General features: G+C 61.0%; 22 protein-coding genes. 8 read left to right on the top strand and 14 right to left on the bottom strand.

What is annotated here, in order from left to right; translation table 11 throughout:
• Nucleotides 1-8 precede the first annotated feature (8 nt).
• From BLR13_RS33485 to BLR13_RS33475, 3 genes are read right to left on the bottom strand one after another with little or no spacing between them, the layout of a single operon-like run.
• Nucleotides 9-662 carry a TetR/AcrR family transcriptional regulator gene (locus BLR13_RS33485; protein WP_074814587.1) on the bottom strand — a complete coding sequence of 218 codons (654 nt, stop codon included), beginning with the start codon at nt 660-662 and terminating at the stop codon, nt 9-11.
• Nucleotides 663-673: 11 nt separating this feature from the next.
• A complete protein-coding gene (locus tag BLR13_RS33480; RefSeq protein WP_074814591.1) occupies nt 674-1,111 on the bottom strand; it encodes a hypothetical protein in 438 nt (145 codons plus the stop codon).
• A 4-nt stretch (nt 1,112-1,115) separates the two neighbouring features.
• Nucleotides 1,116-1,403, bottom strand: a complete 288-nt coding sequence (locus BLR13_RS33475; RefSeq protein WP_074814594.1) for a hypothetical protein — start codon at nt 1,401-1,403, stop codon at nt 1,116-1,118.
• A gap of 1,329 nt (nt 1,404-2,732) precedes the next feature.
• On the opposite strand from BLR13_RS33475, the gene BLR13_RS33460 reads away from it, so the two are divergent.
• From BLR13_RS33460 to BLR13_RS33450, 4 genes are all read left to right on the top strand, one after another.
• Nucleotides 2,733-3,332, top strand: a complete 600-nt coding sequence (locus BLR13_RS33460) for a PepSY domain-containing protein (protein WP_074814602.1) — start codon at nt 2,733-2,735, stop codon at nt 3,330-3,332.
• Nucleotides 3,333-3,502: 170 nt separating this feature from the next.
• Nucleotides 3,503-3,736: a hypothetical protein gene (locus BLR13_RS42765; protein WP_433994243.1), complete on the top strand. Its 234-nt coding sequence runs from the start codon at nt 3,503-3,505 to the stop codon at nt 3,734-3,736.
• A complete protein-coding gene (locus BLR13_RS33455; protein ID WP_433994242.1) occupies nt 3,709-4,293 on the top strand; it encodes a tyrosine-type recombinase/integrase in 585 nt (194 codons plus the stop codon). Before BLR13_RS42765 ends, BLR13_RS33455 begins: the two co-directional genes overlap by 28 nt.
• A 10-nt stretch (nt 4,294-4,303) precedes the next feature.
• On the top strand, nt 4,304-5,521 hold the full coding sequence (locus BLR13_RS33450) for an IS91 family transposase (RefSeq protein WP_074814607.1): 1,218 nt from the start codon (nt 4,304-4,306) through the stop codon (nt 5,519-5,521).
• A gap of 512 nt (nt 5,522-6,033) precedes the next feature.
• Here BLR13_RS33450 and BLR13_RS33445 read toward each other — a convergent pair.
• Both BLR13_RS33445 and BLR13_RS33440 read right to left on the bottom strand, forming a co-directional pair.
• Nucleotides 6,034-7,440, bottom strand: coding sequence for a sensor histidine kinase (locus BLR13_RS33445; protein ID WP_074814610.1), 1,407 nt, complete (start codon nt 7,438-7,440; stop codon nt 6,034-6,036).
• Nucleotides 7,418-8,101 (bottom strand): response regulator transcription factor, encoded by a 684-nt coding sequence (locus BLR13_RS33440; RefSeq protein ID WP_074814613.1) that lies wholly within the window; start codon nt 8,099-8,101, stop codon nt 7,418-7,420. Before BLR13_RS33440 ends, BLR13_RS33445 begins: the two co-directional genes overlap by 23 nt.
• Before the next feature lie 93 nt (nt 8,102-8,194).
• Between BLR13_RS33440 and BLR13_RS33435 the strand changes: the two genes are divergently transcribed.
• The 4 genes from BLR13_RS33435 to BLR13_RS33420 all read left to right on the top strand — a co-directional run bounded on the left by BLR13_RS33435 (nt 8,195) and on the right by BLR13_RS33420 (nt 14,897).
• Nucleotides 8,195-8,905 carry a response regulator transcription factor gene (locus BLR13_RS33435; protein WP_074814616.1) on the top strand — a complete coding sequence of 237 codons (711 nt, stop codon included), beginning with the start codon at nt 8,195-8,197 and terminating at the stop codon, nt 8,903-8,905.
• A gap of 117 nt (nt 8,906-9,022) precedes the next feature.
• Nucleotides 9,023-10,267 (top strand): efflux RND transporter periplasmic adaptor subunit, encoded by a 1,245-nt coding sequence (locus BLR13_RS33430; RefSeq protein ID WP_079587406.1) that lies wholly within the window; start codon nt 9,023-9,025, stop codon nt 10,265-10,267.
• A gap of 33 nt (nt 10,268-10,300) precedes the next feature.
• Nucleotides 10,301-13,408, top strand: coding sequence for an efflux RND transporter permease subunit (locus BLR13_RS33425; RefSeq protein WP_074814619.1), 3,108 nt, complete (start codon nt 10,301-10,303; stop codon nt 13,406-13,408).
• Nucleotides 13,409-13,535: 127 nt separating this feature from the next.
• Nucleotides 13,536-14,897, top strand: coding sequence for an IS1182 family transposase (locus tag BLR13_RS33420; protein ID WP_074814622.1), 1,362 nt, complete (start codon nt 13,536-13,538; stop codon nt 14,895-14,897).
• Between the two features lie 391 nt (nt 14,898-15,288).
• On the opposite strand, the gene BLR13_RS33415 is transcribed toward BLR13_RS33420, so the two are convergent.
• The 9 genes from BLR13_RS33415 to BLR13_RS33375 all read right to left on the bottom strand — a co-directional run bounded on the left by BLR13_RS33415 (nt 15,289) and on the right by BLR13_RS33375 (nt 26,138).
• Nucleotides 15,289-16,512, bottom strand: a complete 1,224-nt coding sequence (locus BLR13_RS33415; RefSeq protein WP_074814626.1) for an ABC transporter substrate-binding protein — start codon at nt 16,510-16,512, stop codon at nt 15,289-15,291.
• A gap of 138 nt (nt 16,513-16,650) precedes the next feature.
• The gene (locus tag BLR13_RS33410; RefSeq protein WP_244524986.1) at nt 16,651-18,402 is read right to left on the bottom strand and encodes a CocE/NonD family hydrolase; all 1,752 of its coding nucleotides are present in this window, start codon (nt 18,400-18,402) and stop codon (nt 16,651-16,653) included.
• A 374-nt stretch (nt 18,403-18,776) separates the two neighbouring features.
• A complete protein-coding gene (locus BLR13_RS33405; protein ID WP_074814628.1) occupies nt 18,777-19,691 on the bottom strand; it encodes a LysR family transcriptional regulator in 915 nt (304 codons plus the stop codon).
• Between the two features lie 228 nt (nt 19,692-19,919).
• Nucleotides 19,920-20,207, bottom strand: coding sequence for a YciI family protein (locus tag BLR13_RS33400; RefSeq protein WP_074814633.1), 288 nt, complete (start codon nt 20,205-20,207; stop codon nt 19,920-19,922).
• 69 nt (nt 20,208-20,276) lie between these two features.
• Nucleotides 20,277-21,251 carry a sugar ABC transporter substrate-binding protein gene (locus BLR13_RS33395; protein ID WP_074814636.1) on the bottom strand — a complete coding sequence of 325 codons (975 nt, stop codon included), beginning with the start codon at nt 21,249-21,251 and terminating at the stop codon, nt 20,277-20,279.
• Between the two features lie 43 nt (nt 21,252-21,294).
• Nucleotides 21,295-22,272: an ABC transporter permease gene (locus tag BLR13_RS33390; protein WP_074814639.1), complete on the bottom strand. Its 978-nt coding sequence runs from the start codon at nt 22,270-22,272 to the stop codon at nt 21,295-21,297.
• The gene (locus BLR13_RS33385; RefSeq protein ID WP_074814642.1) at nt 22,269-23,219 is read right to left on the bottom strand and encodes an ABC transporter permease; all 951 of its coding nucleotides are present in this window, start codon (nt 23,217-23,219) and stop codon (nt 22,269-22,271) included. Before BLR13_RS33385 ends, BLR13_RS33390 begins: the two co-directional genes overlap by 4 nt.
• A complete protein-coding gene (locus BLR13_RS33380; protein ID WP_074814644.1) occupies nt 23,212-24,750 on the bottom strand; it encodes a sugar ABC transporter ATP-binding protein in 1,539 nt (512 codons plus the stop codon). Before BLR13_RS33380 ends, BLR13_RS33385 begins: the two co-directional genes overlap by 8 nt.
• Nucleotides 24,747-26,138 carry an FAD-linked oxidase C-terminal domain-containing protein gene (locus tag BLR13_RS33375; protein ID WP_074814648.1) on the bottom strand — a complete coding sequence of 464 codons (1,392 nt, stop codon included), beginning with the start codon at nt 26,136-26,138 and terminating at the stop codon, nt 24,747-24,749. The genes BLR13_RS33380 and BLR13_RS33375 overlap by 4 nt, the downstream gene beginning before the upstream one ends.
• Between the last annotated feature and the right edge of the window lie 39 nt (nt 26,139-26,177).

Raw genomic sequence — 26,177 nt, 5'->3', positions numbered from 1 at the left:
CCCGCTCGCTATCCTTGCGCCACGGCTTGGGGACTTAAGTCGGCGGCCAGGTCGATCGACTGAACCCACGGTACGTGATGCAGGGCGCTTGCGCAGAAATCCATCATCTCGTCAAACGTGGGCCGAACGGTAGCCTTGTTGATCCGCGACGGATTGAGATATCCGTCCATTGCTTCAAGCAGGCAACACGTCATCGCCATCGGACTTCCCGGTCGCAGTTCGCCGCTCGCCTGTCCGCCAGTAATGATCGTGCGCACAAGCCCCCGGATCCGGTCTGCGTAAGACAGCGCGACTGCCCAGTTCTCGCGTGCCGCCGTAGCGACCAATTCGTGTAGTTTGCTGTCGTTCTCCAGCCGATGTTCGTGCAGCTGCGAGATTGCGCTCAAAGTGGCCGTTAGACGCTCCAGAGCCGAACCGCTCAAGAGAGCCGCAAGCGTTGCGGCCGCGGTGACCTGTTCGAACAAATCCGTCACGACCGCCTCTTCGATCGCCTGCTTCGAAGGGAAGAAGCGGTAGACGTTGGCGGGCGACATCGCCGCACCGCGAGCGATATCGGCGACGGTAGTCTTCTTGAACCCGATTTGACGGTGCAATCGGATCGCTGCTTGTACGATTCGCTGACGAATGCACAGCGATCCGGCCTGAGATATGCGTTCCTGCATCGCTTGGGACCTCAATGAGATGGGATCGAATGCAATTCGCGTCGGCAGGCTTCCCCGAAGCCACGCAAGGGATCCATTTCCTCCAGAAACTCAGGCAGATCGCCAAATTCGCGATTCGGTGACAGGTAGGTTTCGATGATCAGGCGACCTGCCCGCTCCGCGGCTCGAACCACTTGATCGCTGGACAGAACCCTCATCCGCCCTATGAGCGCATACAGATTGACCAGCTGCGGAATCTCGGATTTGTCGCTGACGAGCGCGTCGGCGTAGACCCGGGAGGCCTCCTCGATGAAGCTTCGATAGAGCCGCTCGCGCTTGGAAATCGACCGGGCATAGTGACGCTCGCGAAGCCTGCGGCGCCGAGTCACCCATCCAGTTAGAATCGTGGAGATCGCTCCGAAGGCCGAGCCTCCGAACGCGGCGAATGCGGGAGCATAGATCGTGTTCATGCGATCATTCCTCATCTCTCGCGCCGCGATAGCGGGGCGATCCTATTGTCCTGACTGAAGCCGCTTCCGCAGCGCGATCGAAGACGGCTCTGCAAGCATCACTCAGGTCTGACTTTCTTTGCCTGAGACAGGCCTCCACATTGGTGGCGTCGGGGATGTAGCTAAGGCACAGCCGGAAGGCGTCAGGCGCGCAGGCGGCCCTCTGCTCGGCCGTGCCGCGGTTCTCCTGCGCAATGGCAGTCCCATTGCCAAACAACGCCGCCAGCATGACGACTAAGGTGTACTTGAACATTAGAATCCTTTCTTCTGCTGGGCATCGCGCGTTCGAACGCGAACGCAGCGTCTCGCTCCGATTTCCCGCCCGTCGACCTGCCTGAACACGAGCTTGTGAGTCTTCGCTCTTGACACATCCGGCGGCTCGGGATTTATATGAACTATACGGTTTAGTTTATTTCGGAGGCGAAGAATGTCAACACTTTTGTGGTCGCTCGCAAAGGAAAATCCGTGGCCGGGGCTTGCAGTCGCATCCCTGAACCTGATCGTGGCTCTGGCTCTCGTAGGCCTGAGCTTGCTGCTGGGCGTTACTATATCGTTGCTGGCCGGGCTGCACGCGTTCGTCGATCGAAAGGCGGCGCCTATCAAGCGGCAAGCCCGGTGGCGGAGGGTCGCTTCGTGACGTCAGCCCTCCTCCTCGCTCGCGATTGCATCATCTATTCGGTCAACGTCTGGCTCGTACCCGTTGAATTCGCATTCAACATAATTGAGGCGGAGCTCGTGCGCAGAGGTGCCCAGCTTTACCCGGCCGAGGAGCGCGCGGTGTGGACCCCTCATGATTGACCCGGATCCAGGAACGACTGGCACGGCACGCGTGGCCATCTCGAAGCCAAACTTACGCACCTGCAACCGCGGCCATGAACCATCCGAAATCAAAACGGAAACAACACATGCCATCTACATCAGGCCGAACAGCCGACGAGCGATCCTGGATCGCGCCGAAGAAACTTCAGCGCGGGAGCCGGGCGCCGTGAGCACGAGATCCGTCTTATCGACGCGTGCGCGCGGCACAGTCGATTCTCAAATTCCGCTGCGGGATTATTTTCTCTGGGTCGGCGGGACGTTGCTCGTGCTGCTTTTTGCAGCTGATTCCCTGCTATCCCCGCCGCCGCCAAGCAAGCTCATCGAATCGCATTTTACGCGACCGCCGATCCGGATCACCTCCGACCTGAAGCGACCGGAAACAGTTATCATCGATACCAGCCAGCCCACATTCCCGTCTATGCTTCCGGGCAAGGAGATTGCCACTGCCCCCTCGCCGCCGCTCAGCTCTGATGTCGCCGATGCTGTACGACAGCCGCCCACGTCATTGTCCGAGCAAGCCGATGCGAGTGACGGGAACTCCGCAATCTCGCCCCGTGTCCGTGAAACGTTGGCGCAATTAGGTCCGGGAGCTTCCGATCCAGCGGGCTCAAGCAGGAGGCGGTTAGGCCTCGCGTTGGAATCACAGCGCAATTTCGCTCAGACTCGGTCCGAGAAGCGGCGGCGATCTGATCGGCATCGGAGTTTCGACACACACCAGTAAAGCCACCGGTCAATCTTGACCAAGCGTCTCAGGATCTACCTCATGTCCAAGAAGCGATTATTAGCGATTATCATCTGGTTCGCCACGCTTGCTCCTACGGGCGCGATAGCCGATGTCACCCATGCAATTTTGAACGCCGCAAATTCGGGCGTAGCCGCTCAACGCGAGGCCGAGGAGGCAATGAACCGTCGCTTGCTCAAGCAACTTCGCACCATAAAAATTCCACTGAGTCAGGCGGTAGCGATCGCCGAGCATTTACATGACGGTTCAAGGGCCGCCGACATTAGCTTGGAGATATCCGGTCCGCCGGTTTATCGAGTGCGGACGGTAAAAAATGAGCGAATCTGGGAGAATGTCATAGATGCGAACACGGGAGGCGTTACGGAAAAGGAAATTTCGTCATCGCTGACGGAGCTCGACCTAGAGGATCTGGGCAACATCATTGCCCTGAGGTCAGTTGAACAAGAGCTGTCTGACGCCGTACGCATCGCCGAGAAAGCTGCGGCGGGAAGCGCTCTTGCCGGAGGTCTAATGAGCCAGGATGGCAAACTAAACTTCGTGGTCGTCATCGCCAGTGGCGATCGCTTGAAGGAGGTCACGCTCGAACCGCCCGTCGGTAGGCAAGGGGCAAATCGCAACTGAACGTTCGACCGAGTCTTCCGACAAATCGCACCAGATTCTGATTTGGCGAACGTCCGCTTTGCGCCACAGGACTAAACCGCTCGCGCGGTAGGGCGCCTGCGGCTGGCAGCACAGCCAACACGATAGCGCGGCGGGGCGTCCTGTTCGCGCCGAAGACCCAACATGACTACGTGCAGAGGGTCAAGCACTTCGCTGCCTTCCTCGGCCGCTCGCCCGACACGGCGAGCTTCGAAGACGTACGCCGCTATCAGCTCCATCTGGCGACGAGCGGTGCCGGCGTTCCGACCCTCAAACCAAAGCGTCTCGACACTGCGGTTCTTTTTCAAGATCACGCTCGGGCGCGCCGACATCGTGAACCACACCCAGTTTATCCACGTTGCCCCGCAAGCTGCCGGTGGTCCTGAGCCCGGAAGAAGTCGCCCGCTTTCTCGATGCGGCACCGGAGCTCAAATACAAGGCGGCATTGAGTGTAGCCTATGGAGCCGGATTGCGCGTGTCCGAGGTGGTCGCGCTGAAGGTATCCGACATCGACAGCAAGCGCATGGTGATCCGGATCGAACAGGGCAAGGGCCACAAAGACCGCTACGTTATGCTTTCGCCGCATCTGCTCGAGCTGTTGCGCGCCTGGTACAACGCGGCACGTCCACAGGGGTGGCTGTTTCCCGGAATGAACCCGGTCAACCCGATGTCAGCGCGCCAGCTCAGGCGCGCCTGCGATACCGCGGCCCAGATGGCCGAGATCGGCAAGCAGGTGTCCCCGCACACCCTGCGACACAGCTTTGCGACGCATCTTCTGGAGCAGAACACCGATATCAGGGTCATCCAGGTCTTGTTGGGACATGCCAAGCTCGACACCACCGCGCTCTATACGCGTGTCGCCACCAAGACCATCCGGGAGATCGTGAGCCCGTTCGATCGCATTACAACCAAGCTCAGGGAGGGCGCCGAACCGCCCGCCTGAAGCGCGGCGCGTGTCGCGTCCATCGCTGGAGGTCGCGGATATCTTCCGCGGCCACGGCCCGGCATGGCGCCGGGCCAATGCCGGCCATGTGAGCCTCGGCCAACTCAAGGTGATGTCGGCGATCGAGAACTGCCGCACGGCGGCCCTCGGTGGGCATGTCGCGCGCTGCGAGCAGTGCGCGCACAGCCAGATCTCGTACAATAGTTGCCGCAACCGGCACTGCCCGAAGTGCCAGGGCGCGGCAGCAAAGGACTGGCTGGCCGCGCGCGAGACCGACCTGCTGCCGGTGCCGTACTATCATGTCGTGTTCACACTGCCGGCGGCCGTCGCCGACATCGCCTACCAGAACAAGGCTGTCATTTATGATTTGCTGTTCAAGGCATCCGCCGAGACCCTGATCACCATCGCAGCCGACCCCAAGCACCTCGGCGCCCGCGTCGGCATCACCTCGGTCCTCCATACCTGGGGCTCCGCCATGACCCATCATCCGCACGTGCACATGATCGTGCCGGGCGGCGGAATCTCATTCGACGGCGAGCGCTGGGTGGCGTGCCGGCCCGGCTTTTTCCTGCCGGTGCGCGTGCTCTCTCGCCTGTTCCGCCGACTGTTCCTGGAGAAGCTGATCGCGGCCCACAAAGCCGGCCACCTGAAGTTCTTCGGCGGCCACGCCGCCCTCGCTGACGCACAGGCGTTCGTCGCGTATCTCGCCCCATTGCGCCGTGTCGAATGGGTGGTCTATGCCAAGCGCCCGTTCGGCGGGCCACAGGCCGTTTTGGCCTATCTGTCGCGCTATACCCACCGTGTCGCCATCGCCAACAGCAGATTGATTGCCTGCGACCGCAACGGCGTCACCTTCCGATGGAAGGACTATCGCACCGAAGGTCGTGATCGCCAGAAGGTCATGACACTCGGTACCGCCGAGTTCATCCGCAGATTCCTGACCCACGTCCTGCCGCACGGCTTCCACCGCATCCGCCACTACGGCCTGCTCGCCAGCGGCACCCGCGCCGGTAACATCGTCCGAGCGCGCCGATTGCTCGACCCATCAACGGCACAGCCCGAGGCCGCGGATACAAGGCGCGCCGAGACTGAGGAACCCAAGCCGCTATCGCAGCCGTGCCCGTGCTGCGGCGGTCGCATGATTATCATCGAGAGGTTCCAGCGCGGATGCTCACCGCGCACCCGTCCCGCCGCAGCCCCTGCCACGATCAGAATCGACACATCATGATCAGATCACGTTCGATGCAACATCCCAGTGCTGCAGTTCCGCTGCGCCGGCTATCGGTCGGCAATGACCATGCTCGCCGTCGCGCTGCTCACGATAGTCGCCGTCTCATTCCATCACCGCCGCGCAACTCCGATTCTGCTCCTTGCAACCGGCCGACCCGCTTCGTAGCGCCCGCGATCGCCTGCCGAGAAAGCTCCCAACCCACCTCGGCAAAAGACCGGCAGCAGCTAAATCCCCATAGCGCCTGACGCACCACCTCGCCACGCCTCCCGCGGTTTCCTCCCCTGGAGGTTTGCGTACGCCGGCCCCCGTGACCACCGCGCCACCTTCATGGGCCGCCATCCGCAAACCTTCACAAAAGCAGCCGTTCACAACTTCACTAGCACGGGCATAAATAGACACGGCCTGGATTGATAACGCTTCGATCAGAAGCCGGCCGCCATCTCGACTAGATCACGGTCCACGGCCCACCGGTGAGCCGCGCCGGAAAGCACGCTCACCTGCCGCTGCCGCTAGTCCCACTGCGTTGCTGCCACAGCGAGGCTCGGCCAAGTCGAGTTACTCTCTCGCCGCAGTGTCACGCGGCAGCCCGGCTTGGCATCTTCGATGACGAGATCGAGGCCGTGCAGCCTGGCCACGGCCGCCACGAGGCTGAGCCCCAGTCCACTCCCAGGGGTGTGGCGGCTCCTCTCTGCGCGATAGAAGCGCCGCAGCACAGCCTCGCGTTCCTCTGCGGGGATGCCGGGTCCGGTATCGGCCACGATGATGCCGAGCCTTTCATTCTCGCAAAAGACGCGCACCGTAACTCGGCCCCCCGAAGGCGTAAACTTGATCGCATTGTCCACCAGGTTGCCGATTGCCTCGAACAGCAGACTTGGATCGCCAGCGATCCTACCCGACCCGGTGTTCTCGTCTTTCAGCGAGAACGACACGCGCTTGGCCTCAGCCAGCGGCTGATAGAACTCCGTTACATCGGCCGCGATGGCGGCAAGATCCAACGTCTTGAAGCCAGCGCGCCGCGCGCCGTCCTCGACTTCGGAGATGCGCAGCATTGCGCCAAATGTCGAAAGAACGGCCTTGGTCTCGCCAATCGCCTCATCGACGGCGGCCGCGTATTCGTCGACCGAGGCGGCGCGCCGGCCCGCCCGCTCAAGGCCGGCGAGCAGCCGCGTCAGCGGCGTGCGCAAATCGTGCGCGACTGCATCGCTCACGCCCTTCACTTCGTGCATCAGCCGCTCGATGTCGTCCAGCATTCCATTGACGACTTCGACCAGCCGGTCGAGATCGCCGGCGGTCCCCCGGGTCGGGAGGCGCCCGGCTAAATTGCCCTTGACGATGCGCTCGATGGCACCGGTGACCTCATCGATGCGGCGCACCGACCCGGCGCCGATCGCAGCCGCGCCCGCCAGCCCCATGATGAGAACCAGCAGGCCGCCCCAAGTCATGGCACCGAGCAGCAGTTCACGGAATTCGTGCATCTCCCACACATTCTGACTGACGAGGACAATGTTCCCCGACGGCAGCCGGCGCGCCAGGCCCCGGAACGGCACCGCCTCGCCGCCTCGGTTCAGGCTGAACTCGAAGGGACGGTCCGACGGCAGCGAGGATGTCGGCAGGTTTGCCAGATTGCCCTCGACCTTGTTCCCGGCGGCATCGAACAAAGCGAACGGACGGTTCGCCCCGGGATCGTGCGCGGCGTGCTCCTGCAGATGTTCGATGAGCTGCGAGGGGCTTGCTGCGACCAGGCTCCTGATCTCCCTGGCGAGCCATTCGTCCGTCCCGCTTTTCAAGTAACCGGCGGTTTGCCAGTAGAGGAAACCGAACAGAGTCAGGGACGCCGCTCCGAACAGCGCAAGAAACAGCAGCGCGAGCCGAAAGCTCGTCGTGCGCCGGAGATCATTCAGCCGCACGGAGAACATACCCGGAGCTGCGCACGGTATGGATCAGGGACGGCAACCCGCCTTCGTCGAGCTTCCGGCGGAGCTTGCCAATATGCACGTCGATGACGTTCGTGCGCTCGTCGTAATGATATCCCCAGACCTCTTCGAACAGCATCGTCCGCGTCACAACCTGTTTCGGTTGCCGCATGAGATACTCGAGCAGATGGTACTCTCGCGGCAACAGCTCGACGGGCCGACCGGCGCGGCGCACTTCGCGGCTCAGAAGGTCGAGCTCCAGGTCGCCGACCCGGAGCATCGTCTCCCGCTGCGGGATCGCCTGGCGCCGTACCAGAACCTCGATCCGGGCAGTCAGCTCTAGAAATTCGAAGGGCTTGGTCAGGTAGTCGTCGCCACCGGCGCGGAGTCCTCGCACCCGCTCGTCCACCGCAGACAAAGCGCTGAGGATGAGAACCGGCGCCTCGATCCCGACCGTGCGAAGCGTCGAGAGAACCGCAAGGCCGTCCACGCCGCCGGGCAGCATGCGGTCCAGCACGATGGCCTCATACGTGTCCGCGCCCGCTTTGAGCAATCCCTCGCGGCCGGTATGGGCGCAATCGACGTCGAAGCCGGAATCGCCCAGTGCCGCCGCAATCTCCGCGGCGGTCTGGACATCATCTTCAACTACCAGCACCCTGGCCATGCTTCTTCTCCAAAGGACCTGGACCTGTTTGCCATATAGAGAGCAAAGCGCCCATCTACCACACATGAAATCCAGTTTAAGAAAGGCACGCGGGTGCGGATCCTGGTTGCCGAAGACGATGATCGCACCGCGAATTACCTGGTGCGGGGCCTCATCGAGAGTGGTCATATCGTGGATCGCGTCGCCGATGGCGAAACCGCGCTGGCGATGGCGCTCGAAGGCATCTACGAAGCACTCGTCCTCGACCGCATGCTGCCGGCGATGGATGGCCTGACCCTGGTCCGGCGCCTGCGCGAGCATGACCCCCGCCTTCCGGTACTGATGCTGAGCGCCGTCGCGAGCACGGCCGATCGCGTGGAGGGAATGCGCGCCGGGTGCGACGACTATCTCACCAAGCCCTACGTCTTCGTGGAACTCCTGGCGCGCCTCGAGGCGCTTGGCCGCCGGGCCGATCGCTCGCGACGCCTTGCGGTGCTGCGGGTTGGCGACCTGGAACTCGACACAGTCAGCCGGACCGTATTACGGGCGGGACGGCCGGTAACGCTCCAACGTCGCGAATTCCTGCTGCTGGAACAGTTGGTCCGCCACGCCGGCCAGGTCGTTACGCGCTCCATGCTGCTGGAAGCCGCCTGGGATTATGATTTCGAGGCACGTGGCAACATCGTCGACATGCATATCCACCGGCTGCGAAAAAAAATCGATGAGGGTTTCTCTTATCCGTTGATCCGAACGGTCCCAGGCGCCGGCTACATGATCCGGGAGCCTGACGACACCGCGGAACAACCGGACCAGGGGGCTGATTAAAACCGATTTCATCCTTGGGCGACGCGCGTTCTACCCCCGATCCGTCAGGTTGGACTTGCTCCGGCCTACTTTGCCTGAGAGCGACGCTATCAGACCCATCCGGTGGATTGGAGAACGATGACCGACCGATCTTTTGCAAAGGACATTGGCGACGAGGCAGGCAGCCCCGCCATCGCGTTGCCGCGACCACAACGTCATCGGTTGCGGACCATCGTGATCCTGGCGCTTCTTGGCGGCACCGGCTATGGCGCTTACGCCACCATCCATAACAAGGCAACTGCCACCGGCGCGCCGCCGCCTTCGATCTCCGCTACAATTCTCGGCGTAAAGGCCGCACAAGCCAAAACGCAGAACGTACCGATCTATGTGACCGGGCTCGGCACGGTTCAGCCTTTCAACAGCGTGACTGTCAAACCGCGCGTGAGCGGCCAGATCAGCGACATCGTCTTCACGGAGGGGCAGCTTGTCCACGCCGGCGACGAGCTGGCGCACATCGACCCCCGGCCATTCCTGTCGCCGCTGCATCAGGCCGAGGCCAACCTGGCCAAGGACCAGGCGCAACTCAACAACACGAACGCCGATCTCCAGCGCATCACCAGCCTCGCGCAAAAGGGCTTTGCGACGGGCCAGTCTCTCGACACGCAAAAATTCCAGCTCGCTGGATTGCAGGCCACGATCCTGGCCGATCAGGCAGCGATCGAAACCGCCAGGACCCAGTTCGACTTTGCCACGATCACCTCGCCGATCAGCGGCATCGCCGGAATCCGGATGATCGATGCGGGCAACATGATCACTCCGTCCGATCCCGGCCTGGTGGTCATCAATCAGCTCGAGCCGATTTCGGTGGTTTTTACGGTGCCCTCCGAAGCCATCGGTCATTGGGCAGTGGGCCGGCCGACATCTATCGTCCCGGTAACGGCGCGATCGCCCGACAATGTTCGGCTGCTCGCCACCGGTGATCTGAGCCTCGTTGACAATCACATCGATCCGACTACCGCGACCATTAAACTCAAGGCGACGTTTCCGAACAACGACCACGTGCTCAAGCCCGGTCAATTCGTCAACGCGTCGATCCAGAGCTTGCTGCTGTCGGACGTCGTCACCGTCCCGTCCAGCACCGTGCAGCAGTCGACGAGCGGTTCATACGTCTACCTCGTGCAGCCGGACATGACTTTGGCCCAACGCCCGGTCACGGTTGCGCGCGTGGCCGGAGACACGACAATCATCGCTTCCGGGTTGAGTGCAGGCGAGACGGTGGTCACAGATGGCCAATACAGCCTGAAGCCGGGCCTGAAAGTGTCCATTTTGCCGAACGATGCCGGTCCCCAGAAGATCGCCGATCGGACCAGCGCGGCACAGTAGATCCGACATCCCGCCTATTGAAGGTAAGCTCCTGTGAACATCTCGAAGCGATTCGTCGAGCGTCCCGTTGCCACTGCGCTTCTGACCCTCGGCGTAATTCTGGTGGGCGCTGTCGCCTATCTGCTGTTACCGGTATCTTCGCTGCCGCAGGTCGATTTTCCGACCATCGCGATTCAGGCGACCCTGCCAGGTGCCGATGCCGAAACCATGGCGGCCACGGTTGCGAGTCCGCTCGAGCAGCAGTTCGCCAACATCCCGGGCGTTGCGCAGATGACGTCCACGAGCACGCTCGGCACGTCGAACCTGACGCTGCAGTTCGACCTCAACCGGAATATCGATGGCGCTGCTCAGGATGTCCAGACCGCCATCAATGCGGCAAGCGGGCTTTTGCCGAAGACGATGCCCAATCCGCCGACCTATCATAAAGTCAATCCTGCCCAGTTCACCGCAATCTCCATCGTGATGCAGTCGGACACCATCCCGCTGCCGAAAGTGATGGATGACGCCACCAATCTCGTGGCGCAAACCCTGTCCCAGATCCCGGGCGCCGGTTTTGTGGACATGCCCGGATCATCGAAATCGGCGATTCGGATCCAACTTGATCCGATGAAGATCGCATCCATGGGCCTGAGCCTTGAAGACATCCGCGCGGCTCTCGGGGTCGCCACCACCAACGGCCCGAAAGGCACCCTTAATGGCAGCCAGCGTTCCGTCACGCTGGACGCCAACGATCAACTCCTCACCTCGACGAATGCAAACACAGCCATCATCGCTTACCGCAACGGCTCGCCGGTGCGGATCAGCGACATCGGACGCGCTATCGACAGCGTCGAGAACATCACGATGGGCGCCTGGTACAATAGCCGGAAGGCCGTCACGATCGACGTGCACCTCCAACCCGGCGCCAACGCGGTCGATGTGGTCAAGGGCGTGAGAGCGGCGCTGCCAGCGCTGCGGCTACGGCTTCCACCCTCCGTCCAGGTGACCACGGTAGGTGATTCGACCGTCGCGGTGCAGGCCGCGGTCAACGACGTGCAGAGAACGCTGTTGATCACGATCGGCCTCGTGGTGCTGACCATCTATCTGTTCCTGAAGAGCCTCAGCGCGACGATTATCCCAGCCGTGACCATTCCGGTGTCCCTGATCGGCACGTTCGGAATTATGTATGTGCTTGGCTACAGCCTCGACAACATCTCGCTCATGGGGCTGACCATCGCCGTTGGCTTCGTGGTCGACGACGCCATCGTCGTGATCGAGAACATTATGCGCCATGTCGAGGAGGGCGCTTCACCCATGGCGGCGACACTCAAGGGTGCAAGCGAAATCGGCTTCACGGTCGTGTCCATGACGGTGTCGCTCATCGCAGTATTCATCCCGCTTCTCTTGATGAGCGGAATGGTTGGTCGGCTTTTCCGGGAGTTCTCGATCACGGTGTCGGTGGCGCTGATCATCTCGGCCATCGTCTCGCTGACCCTGACGCCCATGATGTGCGCTCTGATGATTCGAGGCCACCTGCCCGAAGCCCGCCGCGGCCTGGTATCTCGTGCTCTGGAACGGGGGTTCGCTCTGTTCGAAGCCGGATACAAGCGGTCCTTGCTCAGCATCATCGCCCGTCCGGTCCTGGTGATGCTGTCCTTCGCGGCGACGCTGACGTTGACGGCCTATCTCTTTGTCGTCATCCCGAAAGGTTTTTTCCCGCAGCAGGATCTCGGGCTGATCTCGGGCTCCACACAGGCTGCGCAGGATATCTCGTTCGAGGCCATGGCCGCCAAACAGGAGGGCGTGGTCGACCTCATCATGAAAGACCCGGCGGTCGCCACCGTCCGTTCCAACCTCGGCGGCTCGGGGCTCATGAACACCGGCAATCTGCAGATCGTCCTGAAGCCACAGTCGGACCGTTCGGCAACGGCCGACCAGGTGATCGCGCGGATCCGCAAGCAGATGTCCGGAATGACCGGGGTGAGTCTCGCCATGCAGGCCGTGCAGGGCATCAACGTGGGCGGACGGATGACGCAGACTCAGTTTCAGTACACGCTGCAGGATCCCAATCTTCCCGAATTGTATCAATGGGCCGACACCATGGCTGGCGAACTGCGCAAGCTGCCTGAGATCCGCGATGTCGCGAGCGATCTTCAGTCAGCCGCCCCCCACGCCAGCATCGTGATCGACCGCGACACGGCCAGCCGTCTCGGCGTCACCCCCCAGGCGATCGACGATACGCTGTACGATGCATTTGGTCAGCGGCAAGTCGCGACCATCTTCACCCAGCTCGACCAGCACAAGATCGTGATGGAGGTCGATCCCAGGTTCAGGGTCGATACCGGCGCGCTTGATAACATCTATGTCGGAAACAACGCCGGCAAGCAGATCCCGCTCAGCACATTCGCAAAGGTCGGCACGTCCGTTGCGCCGCTGGCGATCAATCATCAGAGCCTGTTCCCCTCGGTCACGCTCAGCTTCAATCTCGCGCCCAATGTAGCGCTTGGAGAGGCGGTAACGGCCGTGAACACGATGAAGACAAGGATCGGCATGCCCCCTACCATTAAAACCGGCTTCCAGGGCACAGCCCAGGCGTTTCAAGCCTCGTTGGCCACTCAGCCCCTGCTGATCTTAGCCGCCTTGGTAGCAGTCTACATCGTGCTCGGCGTTCTCTACGAGAGCGTGGTGCACCCACTCACGATCTTGTCGACGCTCCCGTCGGCCGGCGTCGGCGCCCTCGCAGCGCTCATGCTGGCGGGTGGGCAGCTCGATGTCATGGGCCTGGTCGGCATCATTCTCCTGATCGGCATCGTCAAGAAGAATGCCATCATGATGATCGATTTCGCGCTCACGGCGGAGCGAGGTGGGGTGTCGCCGAGGCAAGCCATCATCCAGGCCTGCATCCTGCGGTTCAGGCCCATCACCATGACAACGCTCTGTGCGTTGCTCGGCGCGCTGCCTCTGGCACTCGGCACCGGTGTCGGATCGGAACTGCGGCGTCCACTCGGCATCGCGATCGTCGGCGGTCTCTGCGTCTCACAATTGTTGACGCTGTACACAACGCCGGTGATCTATCTCTACATGGAACGGCTCGTCAGCTTCATGACTACGATCAGGGCCAAGGCGTTCCAGATGAAAGCTGCAACTCGACAAATGCCGTAAGAATGACAGCGCTTAACATTAGCTTTGGCCGATGTCCGCTTTGCGCCGATTGTGTTGAAAAACTCGACTGTTGAAGTCGAAGAAGATCGCTGATTCATTTCCCCTTAGTGGGTGGAGATTTGAGTCGATGATGGGTCCTCGGCAGGTCGATCAGGCGGCACTGTTTTACGAGTTCTCACTTGAGCGACATGTTCCGGCCGGCCATTTGCTGAGGTCGATTGATCGCTTTGTCGATTTGTCAGAGGTTCGAGGCCATCTGGCGCCATTTTATAGCTCGACCGGCCGGCCTTCGATTGATCCCGAACTGCTCGTCCGGATGTTGCTGGTTGGCTACTGCTACGGCATTCGCTCCGAACGGCGGCTGTGCGAAGAGGTGCACCTGAACCTCGCCTACCGCTGGTTCTGCCGGCTCGGGCTCGATGGCGAGGTGCCGGACCACTCGACCTTCTCCAAGAATAGGCATGGCCGCTTCCGCGATTGCGATCTGCTGCGAAAGCTGTTCGAGACCGTGGTCCGGCGCTGCATGGCCGAGGGGCTGGTCGACGGGGCTGCCTTTGCGGTCGATGCCAGCCTGATTGCTGCCGATGCCAACAAGCAGCGCTCTGCCGCCGGGTCTGATGATGTCGACTGGAAGGCCATCGCCAGGACGCGCCGATCCGTCCGGGAATATCTCGATACCCTGGATGAGGCTGCCTGGGGCGCAGCCAGCGAGACGGTACCGAAGTTCATCTCCAGGTCGGATCCGGCCGCACAATGGACCGGCGCTCACAAAGGACATGCCTTCTTTGCCTACGCCGACAACTATCTGATCGACCTGAAGGCGGCGATCATCGTCGATGTCGAGGCGACGCGAGCTATCCGGCAGGCCGAGGCCGGTGCGGCACGCACAATGATTGAGCGCACCGAAGAGCGCCTCGGGCTCTGTCCCGAGCGCCTGGCCGCCGACAGTGCCTACGGGTCAGCCGAGATGCTGGGATGGCTGGTCAACGAGCGCGCGATCGAGCCGCACATTCCAGTGTTCGACAAGTCGGCCCGCGACGATGGGACGTTCTCGCGCGGAGACTTCAACTATGATCAGCAAGCCGATATCTACCTCTGTCCAGCCGGCACGGTGCTGACCTCTACCGGCACTCTGGTGAACGACGGAGCAACACTGCTCTATCGCGCCAGCAAGTATGACTGCGACGGCTGCGAGCTGAAGCCACGGTGTTGTCCGAAAATGCCTGCTCGCAAGGTCCCGCGTTCAATTTACGAGAACGCCCGAGACGTCGCGCGCGATATCGCCAAGACTGAGGCCTACGTGACGTCGCGGCGTGAACGGAAGAAGATCGAGATGCTGTTCGCCCACCTGAAGCGTATCCTGCGCCTCGATCGCCTCAGGCTGAGAGGCCCCTTTGGTGCTCGGGACGAGTTCCTCCTGGCGGCCACCGCCCAGAACCTCCGAAAGCTGGCAAAGCTGATCCTGCCGCCCGCTTTGAAACCCGCTTAAAGCACCAGAGAACCCGCGCGCGCCTGTCTCTTCGATCTATCCCGAACGATTAGTTCGCCGACTTCCTCAACACAATCCGCCAAGAGCGGTCATTGGCACGAAGTCTTTGACCTAAAGCGGCCAACGTCTTCAAACTGATCATGGGTTCTCAATAGCGCATAGGCGGTGTGACCTTGGGGCGGCCCTAATCGGCCGGTCGATGCGGGGGTGATACCGCGAATTGAGCATCGAAAGCATGCCTGAAGGCCACCCGCATTTCACCGAGGGCTACATAAGCAGAGGTTCGTCGGGCATATCCGATCCATTCAACCCGCCATCATCAGAGACCCCAGAGCGGCAGTATATGCGACGTAATATTGGCGTAGCGAAGGTTCTCCTGTTCGATCGTCCTCTAGCGTTCCGTCTCGACGCTGATCACGTCCCCGAAAAGATCCCATTTTCCGTTCGAAAACTTCATAATCTTGAGTTGTTCGATTGGCGCGAAGTCCGCCGCACTAGTCTTGACGTGAATGCCTGTGATCAGCATATCCGGAACAAAGTTCTTGATGCTGGTCGCCTGTTTCATGATGTTGACTCGGGTAAGGTCGTCTCCGCACTGTTCGAGCACATACACCATGGTCTGTGCGGCAGTGTAACCGTAAGCCAGATTTGAGTCGGCGACATTGGCGCCCGGCATGTACTTTTCAACGAAAGACATGAACTTCTTCATGCCGGCATCATCTTTCCATTGCGGGTCAGACGCATCCTTCAGGAAGCCTGCCGAGAGGATACCCTCAGAGGCATCGAGGCCGGCCGGCTGCATCACCGTACCGATCGAAATTGACGCGTCGGTCATCAAATGGATTGGCCTCCAGCCGATCTCATGCATCTTCTTGATGGCCTGCGCGGCGAACTTCGGCGTGGAGATGTTGACCAGTACGTCGGCGCCGGTGCCCTTCAGCTTGACGATGTGAGAGTCGATGCTGGGCTCGCTGTTCTCGTAACTTTCCTCGGCGATGATAATCCTTGAGGAGTTGTCGCCGAGGATATCCTTCAGCCCGGCGACATAATCCTTGCCGAAATCGTCATTCGCGTAGAACACCGCGACCTTGCCATCAGGCTTGTTGGCCAGGATATACTTGGCAAAAATTCGCGCCTCCGCGCGATAGCTCGGCTGAAAGCCCATAGTCCAAGGAAATTGCCCGGCATCGTCCCACTTGCTGGCGCCGGACGCGATGAAAAGTTGCGGGACCTTCTTCGCGTTCATGTACTTCTGCACCGCCGACTGGGTCGGCGTGCCGAGCGGATTGAAGATCAACAGCACCTCATCGCTCTCTACGAGCTTGCGGGTCTGCTCCACCGTCTTGGGCGGGCTGTAAGTGTCGTCATAAGAAATGAAGTTGATCTTGCGGCCTTTGACGCCACCCCGATCATTGATCATCCTGAAATAGGCTTCCTCGGTCTTGCCGACGATGCCATAAGCCGAAGCCGGGCCGCTGTATGGGCCGGTATTGCCAATCTTAATCTCGGTGTCGTTCGCACCGGTATCGTACTTTGTCTGGGCAAGCGCACTACTTTCCGCAAGCAACACGATGGCGGCCGCAATTGCGGCGAGTTTGGACGTAAAACGGATCATCGAATTATTCTCCCATTCAATACGGGTGGCGCGGCGGAGCGACCATACGTCGTCTGACTAGATGTCTTGTTCGGATCGTCGATCACGCGTTTGCTTCAGAGTTTTCAGTGAATCCTCGTCCGGAGACCGCCAACAAGATCAGCGAGCGGCATCGGACGAAGGAATAACCGGCAGCAGCACGAATGCCGGATTTCCGGGATCGAAGTGAAGCGTATTGGTTCCTCCAAAAATGTCTGACGGACGATCTTCCGGATCATCGTGAAGGAAGGGGCCCGAGCCTTTCAGCATGTTTTTCGCGGTTGACAGGAACGCGGCAGCCCCGTCCCATTCATAGTCGCGCCCCAAAACAGTCAGGCCGATGCGATAGCCTTTCGGAACTACGATGCAGGTTGGCCAAATTTCGACATCGAGTTGAACCGGAACGTCAGGTATGAGCGGCTGCAGCTCGTCATGGCTATGGTATGGACGATAAGGCGTCGTCTTCGCTTGATCGAGTTTCCGATGCGACGCGCGCAGCCAGCCCTGTCCTATCGGTGCATGCGGCTCGACCGCGCCGAAGAACGTGACCTCGCGATCGTCGGTATCGAACAGCCGCAGGACAAGGAAGACATCGGCGTCGACGGTTTTCGAGGAGAGCAGCAGGCGGTTCGCAACCGGTCCCGTGATCTCGGTTTCGGTCTCGAATGGCGCCGTCTTGAAAGTCAATCCTTCGCCCATCGCCTGGTAGTCGAGCTTGCTCGCCACTTTTGACGGTTCGATCGTCAGCGCCATGCGTTCGAAATCGAGGTAAAACTTCGTCCATTGGGTACGGCCCAGCGGCCACTCGTTTTCATGCCGCACGGCGAATTTTGTTTCACCGGGGCGCCTGATCTGCATCTGGATCGGAGGCTGATCCTCCCAGCCTGTGCGTTCCCCTTTGAGGAAGTGGCCGAAAAAACGCTTCTGCATGGCGACGCCATAGTCGGTATAGAACTCTGCCCAATGCGCGCCGCCGTGAAACGCAAGCCACTTCTTCTTTGAGGCTGCCCCGAGATAACCTTCGACATTGCCGCGCAGATGCAGGCCCTGACCTCCCCAGTTCGCAGCTGAAAGCAGCGGAACTTCTACAGCCGATAGATCCCCGTTTGCCGCGCGATGAGAGGCATCCTCTAGTGGATGAGCGAGGAGGCCGCGACTGACAACGCGATTGCGTGCCAATTCTTCGTCGGTGAAAGTTTCAGGCCCGCAAACCGTTTCACCCGTCACGCGGCTGCGCCGGCCGCGATCGCCCAGCCCGTGCTGGAGCGTCAGAACCTGGATATTGAACCAGTTCTTTCCGAACGTGCAGAATATACCGCCGTGACGGGATGCTTCTCGATAGCTGTCGGAATAACCTTCCCAGATGCAGATTGCCGCAAGATGGGGTGGGCGCTTGGCGGCAACCCTCCACTGGTTAGCGCCGTAGTACGAGATGCCGTTCATTCCAATCTTGCCGCTGCACCAGGGCTGGCGCGCGAGCCACCCGACGCAGTCGTACATGTCTTGCGTCTCCTGCGGACTGCTGACAGCGAGGAAACCTTCAGATCGCCCCGCTCCGCGGGAATCGACACGGACGAGCGCGTAACCATCGGGAACCCATTTCTCCGGATCGGGTACCTCCCAACACTGATAAACGTTCGACGTATTAGCGACCGCGTCAGGATTGTCTCTCTCGAGGATTTCCCACGCCGTCTGGTAACCGTCCTGCCAGGCAAGACCCTTGCCATATGGACCATAGGTCATTAGCGCCGGAACAAGCTCCTCACCGAGCGGCCTGAAGATGTCGCAACGCAGGATGACGCCGTCGGGCATCTCAATTTCGACATCCCATTCGACCCGCATGCCGTCGCGGACTTCGCTCTTCGTCGTCATTTCAGCCTCCCATCCGCATCTCTACGGTCGCACTCCCGCGGAAGCACGATGATGATCTCGATTTGTTGGAGTTGGCTTTGTCAGCGTACCGACGCAGGATCAGAGTTTTAGTGAAGCAGTCCGGCTACGCCATTGGACGCGGCGATTTCAAGCATTTTCCTGCCCTGTGCTCGCCATTTCCCATCTACATGCACGGAGATTTCTGGCGGTTTCAGCTCTAGACTTGCCTCAGAAGGTCCAGGCAGTCCCTTTGCCTTGTCGAGGAGACGCTATGGGTGTCTGATGTCGTAATCCAATACTTAATGACTATTTGACCGATGCCTCTTTGGCATCGCCTTGGATCAGAGGCTGATGGCGAGCATCGCCAAGAGTGCTCAGTCGCACCGGCCGAAGGCGCCCTGTTGCTTCAGCTTCTCGACTTGCTCACGGATCAGCGTCACCATGGCTCGAACAGCCGGCGTTAACGGACGGTCGGTTCGCCATCCGAGTACACGATCCAGACTACAGTCCTCGACTCGGCACAAAGAGAGGTAACCCCGCTCGTCGTCTCCGCAAACGGCGCAATAGGGTAACACCGAATAGCCGATGCCTGCGCGGATCAATTCTTTTAGGACGGGGAGATTCTCAGTTTCAACTCTGAACTCGAGCTCCTGTCCAACGCTGAGCGCACTAGCCTCAAGCCTGGCGGTCATCGAACTTGCACCGCCCGCCGCAACCAGTGGCAGCCGCACCACGTCAGCCAGCATGCAATTCGACCCAACGGCGAACTCACCAGGGGGACCCGCAAGATAGACCTGCTCGCGCACCAGTGTGACGCTGCCGATGCCCGCCTCGGTCAGCACGCGGCCTGTCGGCAGAATTGCGAGATCAAGCACCCCGGACAAGAGTTGGTCACGAAGGTGGGCGACACCATCGTAAAGCCGCAGACGCACACCAGGATAAAGTCGCAGATACGTCTCAACGAGCGGCTTGAACAAAACGTTCGCGATCGATCCGGGAACACCCAGCGATACCGAGCCACGCGGAACGCTGCCCTCGGAGCGGACATCAGCCATGGCCTGCTCTGTCTGTCGCTGGATAAATTGGGCACGCTCCAGCAACAGCTCACCGGCGTTGGTAAGGATGATCCCGCGCCCTCCCCGGAAGAAGAGCTGCACGCCCAGATCTTGCTCAAGCCGCTGGATTTGGCGCGTCAGCGCGGGCTGGGCGATCCTCAGCGCCTCAGAGGCCCTGCGAAAGCTGCCAAGCTCGGCGATGCGAATGAAATAATCGAGCTGCTTCTGATTCATTGCGTCCCTATTCCTAGGACAACACCCCCGGCGAGGCCCCCACGACACAGTCATTCAAGATGGCCGCTAATCGCCAAGGCATGATTGGTGGGACTTGCCGGCTGTCAGCCGTGGTATCGACATGCGGTCAATCAGCACGGTCAGAGTTCAGCGTAACCTTGTCTGCGTGCCACGCCGACTCGGCGCCCTGACGATCCTGAGTACCCTCGCCCGTGCATTCAAAGCTCCTCAGCCCTGCCGACGTATAAACCCAGTTATCGTTACCTTCTCCCAGATTCCTGCAGCGGCAAAGGGATCCGCGCGGTTGAACGTTTCAACTTCGGCACGGCCGGGAGCCTCGATCAGGAACAGGCTGCCGATCATCCCCTCGCCGTCGTCGGAGACGAGCGGACCGGACATTACGATCTTGACGCCGAAGCGCGAAGTGTCGCCGAGGAAGGCCTTATGCGCGTCGTAGTTGGCGAGCCTAGTCGGGAGCGCGCCCTCGCGATCGAGGGCGTGAATGGCAAACAGCATGAGAACTCCAATCTGAAAATGAGACGGCCGCCGCGAACGGCCGTCCGGGGTTTGATGAGCATGTGGGGCTTAGTTGCTGCCGAGCTTGCCGGCTTCCTCGAAGGTCGGGCAGGACCGCTGTTCCAGCGGCACATCGAAGGGCTGGAAATTGTCCTTGGTGATGACGGTCGGTTTCAACACGATCTCCTTGACGACGGGCTGGTCGCGCAGGTTTCGGATTGCCATCATCGTGCCGAGGCAACCTTGCGTGAAGCCATTATAGTCACCGCTTGCGAGCAGCTTGCCGGTCTTGATGGCGTCGATCGCTTCCTTTGTACCGTTGATACCAATCACCTGCGCCTTGCGATTGGCGCCATCGAGCGCCTCGATCGCACCGATTGCCATGGCGTCGTTGGCGGCAAGCACGCCGTCGATCTGTGAATTGGACTGCGTCAGGTTCTCCATCACCTGGAGCGCCTGCAGCCGCTGGTAATTGCCAGGCTGTGACGCCAAGAGCTTTGCGCCCGGATTTTCCTTCAGCGCGTCGTTGAAGCCGCGCACGCGATCGATATTGGTCAGCGAGCCCTTGACGCCTTCAATGATAACGATGTTGCCCTTGCCGCCGAGCGTCTTCAGTAGATAGCGCGCCGTCTCCAACCCGAGGCTGTAGTCATCAGCGCCGACGAACGAGACGAAGTTGCCGCCGGCCGAACGGTCGGTGATGTTGACGACCGGGATCTTGGCGTCGTTGATCTTCTCGACCCCAGGAACCATCGCCTTGTAGTCGACCGGCGTGAAGACGATGGCGCTCGGTTTCTTCACCACGACGTCCTCGATCTGGCTGAGCTGCTCGGGGATCGAGTCCGGCTTGGTGGGGATGTATTGCAGCGTCTTGGCGTTCAGTGATTTCGCCATGTTGTCGGCGCCAACGCGTACAGTCTGGAAAAACGGGTTGGTTTGGTTCTTGGTGAAGACGGCGATGGTCTCGCCGTCGGCGCGCGCCTGCGTCGTGAATGCAGCCGCCAAGATCAGCGGCAGTGCCAGGTAGCTCAGTTTCTGTTTCATGTTATCTCCATCCCTCGTCTGGTTTGTTGGATTGCTCGAGAACTCATTGCGTCCGGCGGCCGGTCTTCATGTCCAGCCAAACGGCGACAACGACGATGATACCTGTAACGAGCGGCTGCCAATTGGCACTCACCGACAGGAGGTTCATGCCGTTCAGCACCAGCGTCAGGATCAGCGCGCCGATGAAGGTGCCGAACATGGTGCCGACGCCGCCAAACAGCGAGGTGCCGCCGATCAGCACGGCCGCAATCGCCGGCAGAGTCAGGCTCTCACCGATATCGGCCTCGGCCGAATTCAACCGCGACAGGAAGATGATCGAGGCGAGTCCCGCCATCGTGCCGGAGACAGCATAGACAAGCAGCAGCCGCCGTGCGACCGGAATGCCAGAGAGACGCGCGGCGACGGGATTGGCGCCGATCGCGTAAATTTGCTGTCCCCATATCGTCCGCTGTGCGAATAGCGTGCCGATCGCAAGGAACACCAGCAGCAGATAGACCGGAATGGGTAGGCCGAATAGGTAGCCGCTGCCGATCTGGCGGAATCCTGCGGGGAAGCCATGGATGGTTTCGCCGGCCATGTACCAGTACGTTAGTCCGTTCAGCACCCAGAGCATGCCGTAGGTGGCGATGAACGAGGGGATACGCAGCGCCGTGACCATGACGCCATTGAGGAGCCCGACGATGCCGCCGCAGGCAAGTCCGGTGAGAATGCCGAGGGCCGGTGAGCCGGTCTTGTGGATCACCGTGCCGGCAATGCAGGCGGAGAGCGCGACATTGGCGCCTACCGAGAGGTCGAGGCCGGCGGTGAGCACGACCAGCGTCAGGCCCGAGGCGATGAAAAAGGTCAAACTCGCCTGCCTGAGGACGTTGAGGATGTTGCCAAGGCTCAGGAAGGAGTCGCTGACGGCGGCGAGCACGGCGCAGATCAGGAGTGCCGCGAGGAGTCGATAGAACAGCTGGATTGCGTCCTGCGACAGGAAAGATCGCGGCGGCGCAATGGCCTCTTTGGTGATGTTGGTCATGACCGGCTCCGTAGACCATCCAGGAACAGCGCGACAATGACGAGGATGCCGACACTCGCGACCTGCACCGAGGACGGCAGCGAGATGAGGTTGAGCCCGTTGCGCAGTACCCCGACGGCGATAACGCCAAGCACGGTGCCGAGCAGCCAGCCATTGCCGCGCTCGAACGAGGTGCCGCCGACCGCGACTGCCGCGATCGCGTCGAATTCCAGCCCAAGGCCTGCGGTCGGGTGCCCCGAGTTCATGCGCGCGGTCATGAGAAGCCCTGCGATACCGGCCATCATGCCGCCGAGCGCATAGACCGCGATCAGAAGCTTGTTGGGCGAAAGGCCGGCAAATCTCAGCGCTTCACGATTTCCGCCGAGCGCGAAAATGTAGGTACCAAAGCGTGTGTGGTAGAGCAGAGCGTGAAATGCAGCGTAGGTTACCAGCGCCATCACGATCGGTACTGGCACGCTAAGGAGTTTCGACGAGTAGATATCACGCACACTGTGGGGGATGCCGACCACGCTTTGGCCGTCGGAGACAATGAGTGACAGGCCTTGTGCCACGCCGAGGGTGCCCAGCGTTGCCACGAACGGCGGAATGCCGAGGATCGCGACCAGCGAGCCATTGACCGCGCCGAAGGCGACGCCCACGAGGACGCCGGCGCCAAGGCCGAGCAGCATTGACTTGGTCGCCACTGATACGATGGCGACGCAGAGCGAGGTGAGCGTCAGGACTGCGCCCATTGAGAGGTCGAGTCCTTCGGTCATGATGATCAGCGTCATCGGCAGCGCGAGCATGGTCAGGATGGTCGACTGCACCAGCACGTTGGAAAGATTGGCGACCGAGAGGAAGCCCGGCGCGACAGCACCGAACACGGCAATCAGCGCGACCAGCACGAAAGCGACACCAGGAATGCGCTGTAACGGATTGGATTGTGAAACGACCGCGGCTTCACGCATGATGCATCCCCATTCGCACGATGTTCTCCTCGGTCAATTCGGTTCGTGACAGGTGGCCGGCGATTCGACCTTCACGCATCACATAGGCGCGGTCGCAGACGTGGCAGATCTCTACTTGCTCCGATGAGATCATCAGCGCGGCAGCACCTTCGCCGACAAGGCGGTCGATCAGCGCGAAGATTTCCGATTTGGCACCGACGTCAACGCCGCGTGTCGGTTCGTCGAAGATGAAGAGCTTTGCCCCGGCCGCAAGCCACTTGCCGATCACAACCTTCTGCTGGTTGCCGCCGGACAGCAGACCGACGGCTTGACGCGCACTTGGGGTCGCGATGCGGAGCTGCCGGATCAAACCGTCGGCCGTGCGCTGGCTGCTTCGCGGATCGAATAGACCTCTCGGAAACAGCTTTCGAAGCGCCGAGACCACGAGATTGTCGCCGACGGAGCGAAGCAGCGCGAGGCCCTCGCTCTTTCGGCTTTCAGGGATCAAGGCAATGCCGTGCCGGGCGGCGACGTCGGGCTCGCCGGAGATCGGCTTACCGTCAAAGATGATCTCGCCAGATGTCGTCGGATCAGCGCCGAAGATGGCGCGTGCGACCTCGCTGCGGCCCGACCCGACCAGGCCGCAGAGGCCGACGATCTCGCCCCGACGCACCTCGATGTTGATGTCGAAAATTCCGGTCGGCGAGGTTACGCCCTTCACCTGGAGCAGCACCTCGCCAGGCCGTTCGGCAAAATTGCGCGGATAGGTCATATCGACGGTGCGGCCGACCATCATGCGGACCAGCTGGTCTGGCGTGACGTCGGCCGGGCGAACGCCATCGATGCGGCGGCCGTCGCGCAGAACCGTGATGCGGTCGCCGAGCGCGAACACCTCGGCCATGCGGTGCGAGATATAGACGATGGACACGCCATCGGCCTTCAGCCGCGTGATCAGCGCAAACAGCAGCTCGGTCTCGCGATCGGAGAGCGCTGCGGTGGGTTCATCCATGACCAGGATGCGCGCGTTCTGGCTGATCGCTTTCGCGATCTCGACCATCTGTTGCTGCGCCACTCCGAGGGTATTTACCGTGACGGAGGGATCGATGGCGAAGCCGATCGAATCCAGTACGCGCTTCGCGTCGGCCAGGATCTTGCGGCGGTCGATGGTACCGGGAATGAGGCCTTTCGGCTCGCGGCCTAGGAAAATGTTCTGCGCAATATCCAGATACGGAACTAACGAGAATTCCTGGAAGATCACGGCGATGCCGAGCTTCTGCGCATCCGCAGTCGAGGCGATCGCGACCTTCTCGCCCTTGTAGAAGAACTCGCCGTCGTCAGCCCTGTAGGCGCCGCACAGAACCTTCATAAGGCTCGACTTGCCCGCGCCATTCTCGCCTAGGAGCATGTGCACTTCGCCGGGGTAGAGGGCAAAGGACACGTCATCCAGCGCCTTGACGCCTGGAAACTCCTTGCTGATGCCGCGTAGCTCGAGCAGCGGCGTTGCGGATTGCTCGTCGGAACTCTGAACGGCCATCTTCAATGCCGTGCTCATGGGCGTACCCCCGCAAAGATCTTGCCGGGATTCATCAATCCGTTCGGATCGAGCGCCGTCTTGATCGACCGCATCACGTCGACAGCCTCACCCAGTTCGTCGGCGAGAAAGTCGATCTTGCCGAGCCCGATGCCATGCTCGCCGGTGCAGGTACCGTCCATCGCGATGGCGCGGGCAACCATGCGGGCCTGGAGCGCTTTGGCGCTGTCGATCTCCCCGGGCTTTGCCGGATCGACAAGGATCAACATATGAAAATTACCGTCGCCGACATGGCCTACAATTGGCGCTGTAAAACCGTGTTCATCCGCATCGCGGCGCGTGTCCGTCAGGCATTTGGCGAGCCGCGAGATCGGGACGCAGATATCGGTGATGACGGCGCGCGCGCCGGGCCGCAGGCCGAGACCCGCATAGAGCGTGTTATCACGGGCATGCCAGAGCCGGCTGCGGTCTTCCGGCGCCTTGGCCCACTCAAAGCCGCGGCCGCCAAATTCGGTGGCAATCGCCTGTGCCAGCTCGGCCTGTTCCGCAACAGACGTCTCCGAGCCGTGGAATTCAAAGAACAGCGTCGGCGCCTCGCGATAACCGAGCTTGGAGTAGGCATTGATGCCGCGCATCATGACGTCGTCGAGGAGCTCGACGCGTGCCACAGGAATGGCCGCCTGGATCACGGCGATAGCCGTATCCACCGCGTTGTGCAAGGTGTCGAAGCTGCAGACCGCGGCCGAGATCGCCTGGGGCAGTGGATGCAGTTTCAGGGTGATTTCGGTGATGAGGCCGAGCGTGCCTTCCGCGCCGACGAACAGCCGCGTCAGGTCATAGCCGGCGGAGGATTTGCGGGCGCGCTTGCCGGTGCGGATCACCCGCCCGTCCGCCAACACCACTTCAAGCGCCATGACGTTATCCTTCATCGTGCCGTAGCGTACTGCCATGGTGCCGGACGCTCGCGTCGAGCTCATGCCGCCGATCGACGCATCCGCACCGGGATCGATCGGGAAGAACAGGCCGGTGCCGCGGAGCTCTGCGTTGAGCTGTTTTCGTGTAATGCCGGGCTGAACTACGACATTCATGTCGCTGTCATGCACCGCCAGAACCTTGTTCATGCGTGCGAAGTCGAAGCAGACGCCGCCCTCGACCGAGGCCGCATTGCCTTCCAGCGAGGTACCGGCGCCGAACGGCACGATCGGCATGCCCGCGTTGGCGCAGAGCTTGACGATCTCTGCGACCTCCTGCGTCGTCTCCGGAAAGACAACGATGTCCGGCGGCAGCGCGCGGTAATAGGATTCGCTCTGGCCGTGCTGATCCAGCACGCCCCGCGCCACGCTCGCGCGCGGGCCGATCAAGTTTGCAAGGCGTTCAGCCAATTCGGCTGTGCTGACCCGCGGTCCCATGGTTTCTCTCCGTCTATGTTCTTGTGCGGACTCTTGTCG

The sequence above is a fragment of the Bradyrhizobium ottawaense genome, assembly GCF_900099825.1.
GTDB classification, from domain to species: Bacteria; Pseudomonadota; Alphaproteobacteria; order Rhizobiales; family Xanthobacteraceae; genus Bradyrhizobium; species Bradyrhizobium ottawaense_A.
The sequence above is the reverse complement of the archived record's forward strand: the minus strand, read 5'-3'. Positions and strand labels throughout refer to the sequence as shown.

What these genes read in the sequence shown, in the direction of transcription:
- BLR13_RS33395 (WP_074814636.1), bottom strand. Translation starts at nt 21,251, where the DNA reads ATGAAACAGAAACTGAGCTACCTGGCACTGCCGCTGATCTTGGCGGCT.
- BLR13_RS33385 (WP_074814642.1), bottom strand. Translation starts at nt 23,219, where the DNA reads ATGCGTGAAGCCGCGGTCGTTTCACAATCCAATCCGTTACAGCGCATT.
- BLR13_RS33440 (WP_074814613.1), bottom strand. Translation starts at nt 8,101, where the DNA reads ATGGCCAGGGTGCTGGTAGTTGAAGATGATGTCCAGACCGCCGCGGAG.
- BLR13_RS33405 (WP_074814628.1), bottom strand. Translation starts at nt 19,691, where the DNA reads ATGAATCAGAAGCAGCTCGATTATTTCATTCGCATCGCCGAGCTTGGC.
- BLR13_RS33390 (WP_074814639.1), bottom strand. Translation starts at nt 22,272, where the DNA reads ATGACCAACATCACCAAAGAGGCCATTGCGCCGCCGCGATCTTTCCTG.
- BLR13_RS33420 (WP_074814622.1), top strand. Translation starts at nt 13,536, where the DNA reads ATGATGGGTCCTCGGCAGGTCGATCAGGCGGCACTGTTTTACGAGTTC.
- BLR13_RS33480 (WP_074814591.1), bottom strand. Translation starts at nt 1,111, where the DNA reads ATGAACACGATCTATGCTCCCGCATTCGCCGCGTTCGGAGGCTCGGCC.
- BLR13_RS33460 (WP_074814602.1), top strand. Translation starts at nt 2,733, where the DNA reads ATGTCCAAGAAGCGATTATTAGCGATTATCATCTGGTTCGCCACGCTT.
- BLR13_RS33430 (WP_079587406.1), top strand. Translation starts at nt 9,023, where the DNA reads ATGACCGACCGATCTTTTGCAAAGGACATTGGCGACGAGGCAGGCAGC.
- BLR13_RS33380 (WP_074814644.1), bottom strand. Translation starts at nt 24,750, where the DNA reads ATGAGCACGGCATTGAAGATGGCCGTTCAGAGTTCCGACGAGCAATCC.
- BLR13_RS33475 (WP_074814594.1), bottom strand. Translation starts at nt 1,403, where the DNA reads ATGTTCAAGTACACCTTAGTCGTCATGCTGGCGGCGTTGTTTGGCAAT.
- BLR13_RS33445 (WP_074814610.1), bottom strand. Translation starts at nt 7,440, where the DNA reads ATGTTCTCCGTGCGGCTGAATGATCTCCGGCGCACGACGAGCTTTCGG.
- BLR13_RS33415 (WP_074814626.1), bottom strand. Translation starts at nt 16,512, where the DNA reads ATGATCCGTTTTACGTCCAAACTCGCCGCAATTGCGGCCGCCATCGTG.
- BLR13_RS33410 (WP_244524986.1), bottom strand. Translation starts at nt 18,402, where the DNA reads ATGACGACGAAGAGCGAAGTCCGCGACGGCATGCGGGTCGAATGGGAT.
- BLR13_RS33485 (WP_074814587.1), bottom strand. Translation starts at nt 662, where the DNA reads ATGCAGGAACGCATATCTCAGGCCGGATCGCTGTGCATTCGTCAGCGA.
- BLR13_RS33400 (WP_074814633.1), bottom strand. Translation starts at nt 20,207, where the DNA reads ATGCTGTTTGCCATTCACGCCCTCGATCGCGAGGGCGCGCTCCCGACT.
- BLR13_RS33375 (WP_074814648.1), bottom strand. Translation starts at nt 26,138, where the DNA reads ATGGGACCGCGGGTCAGCACAGCCGAATTGGCTGAACGCCTTGCAAAC.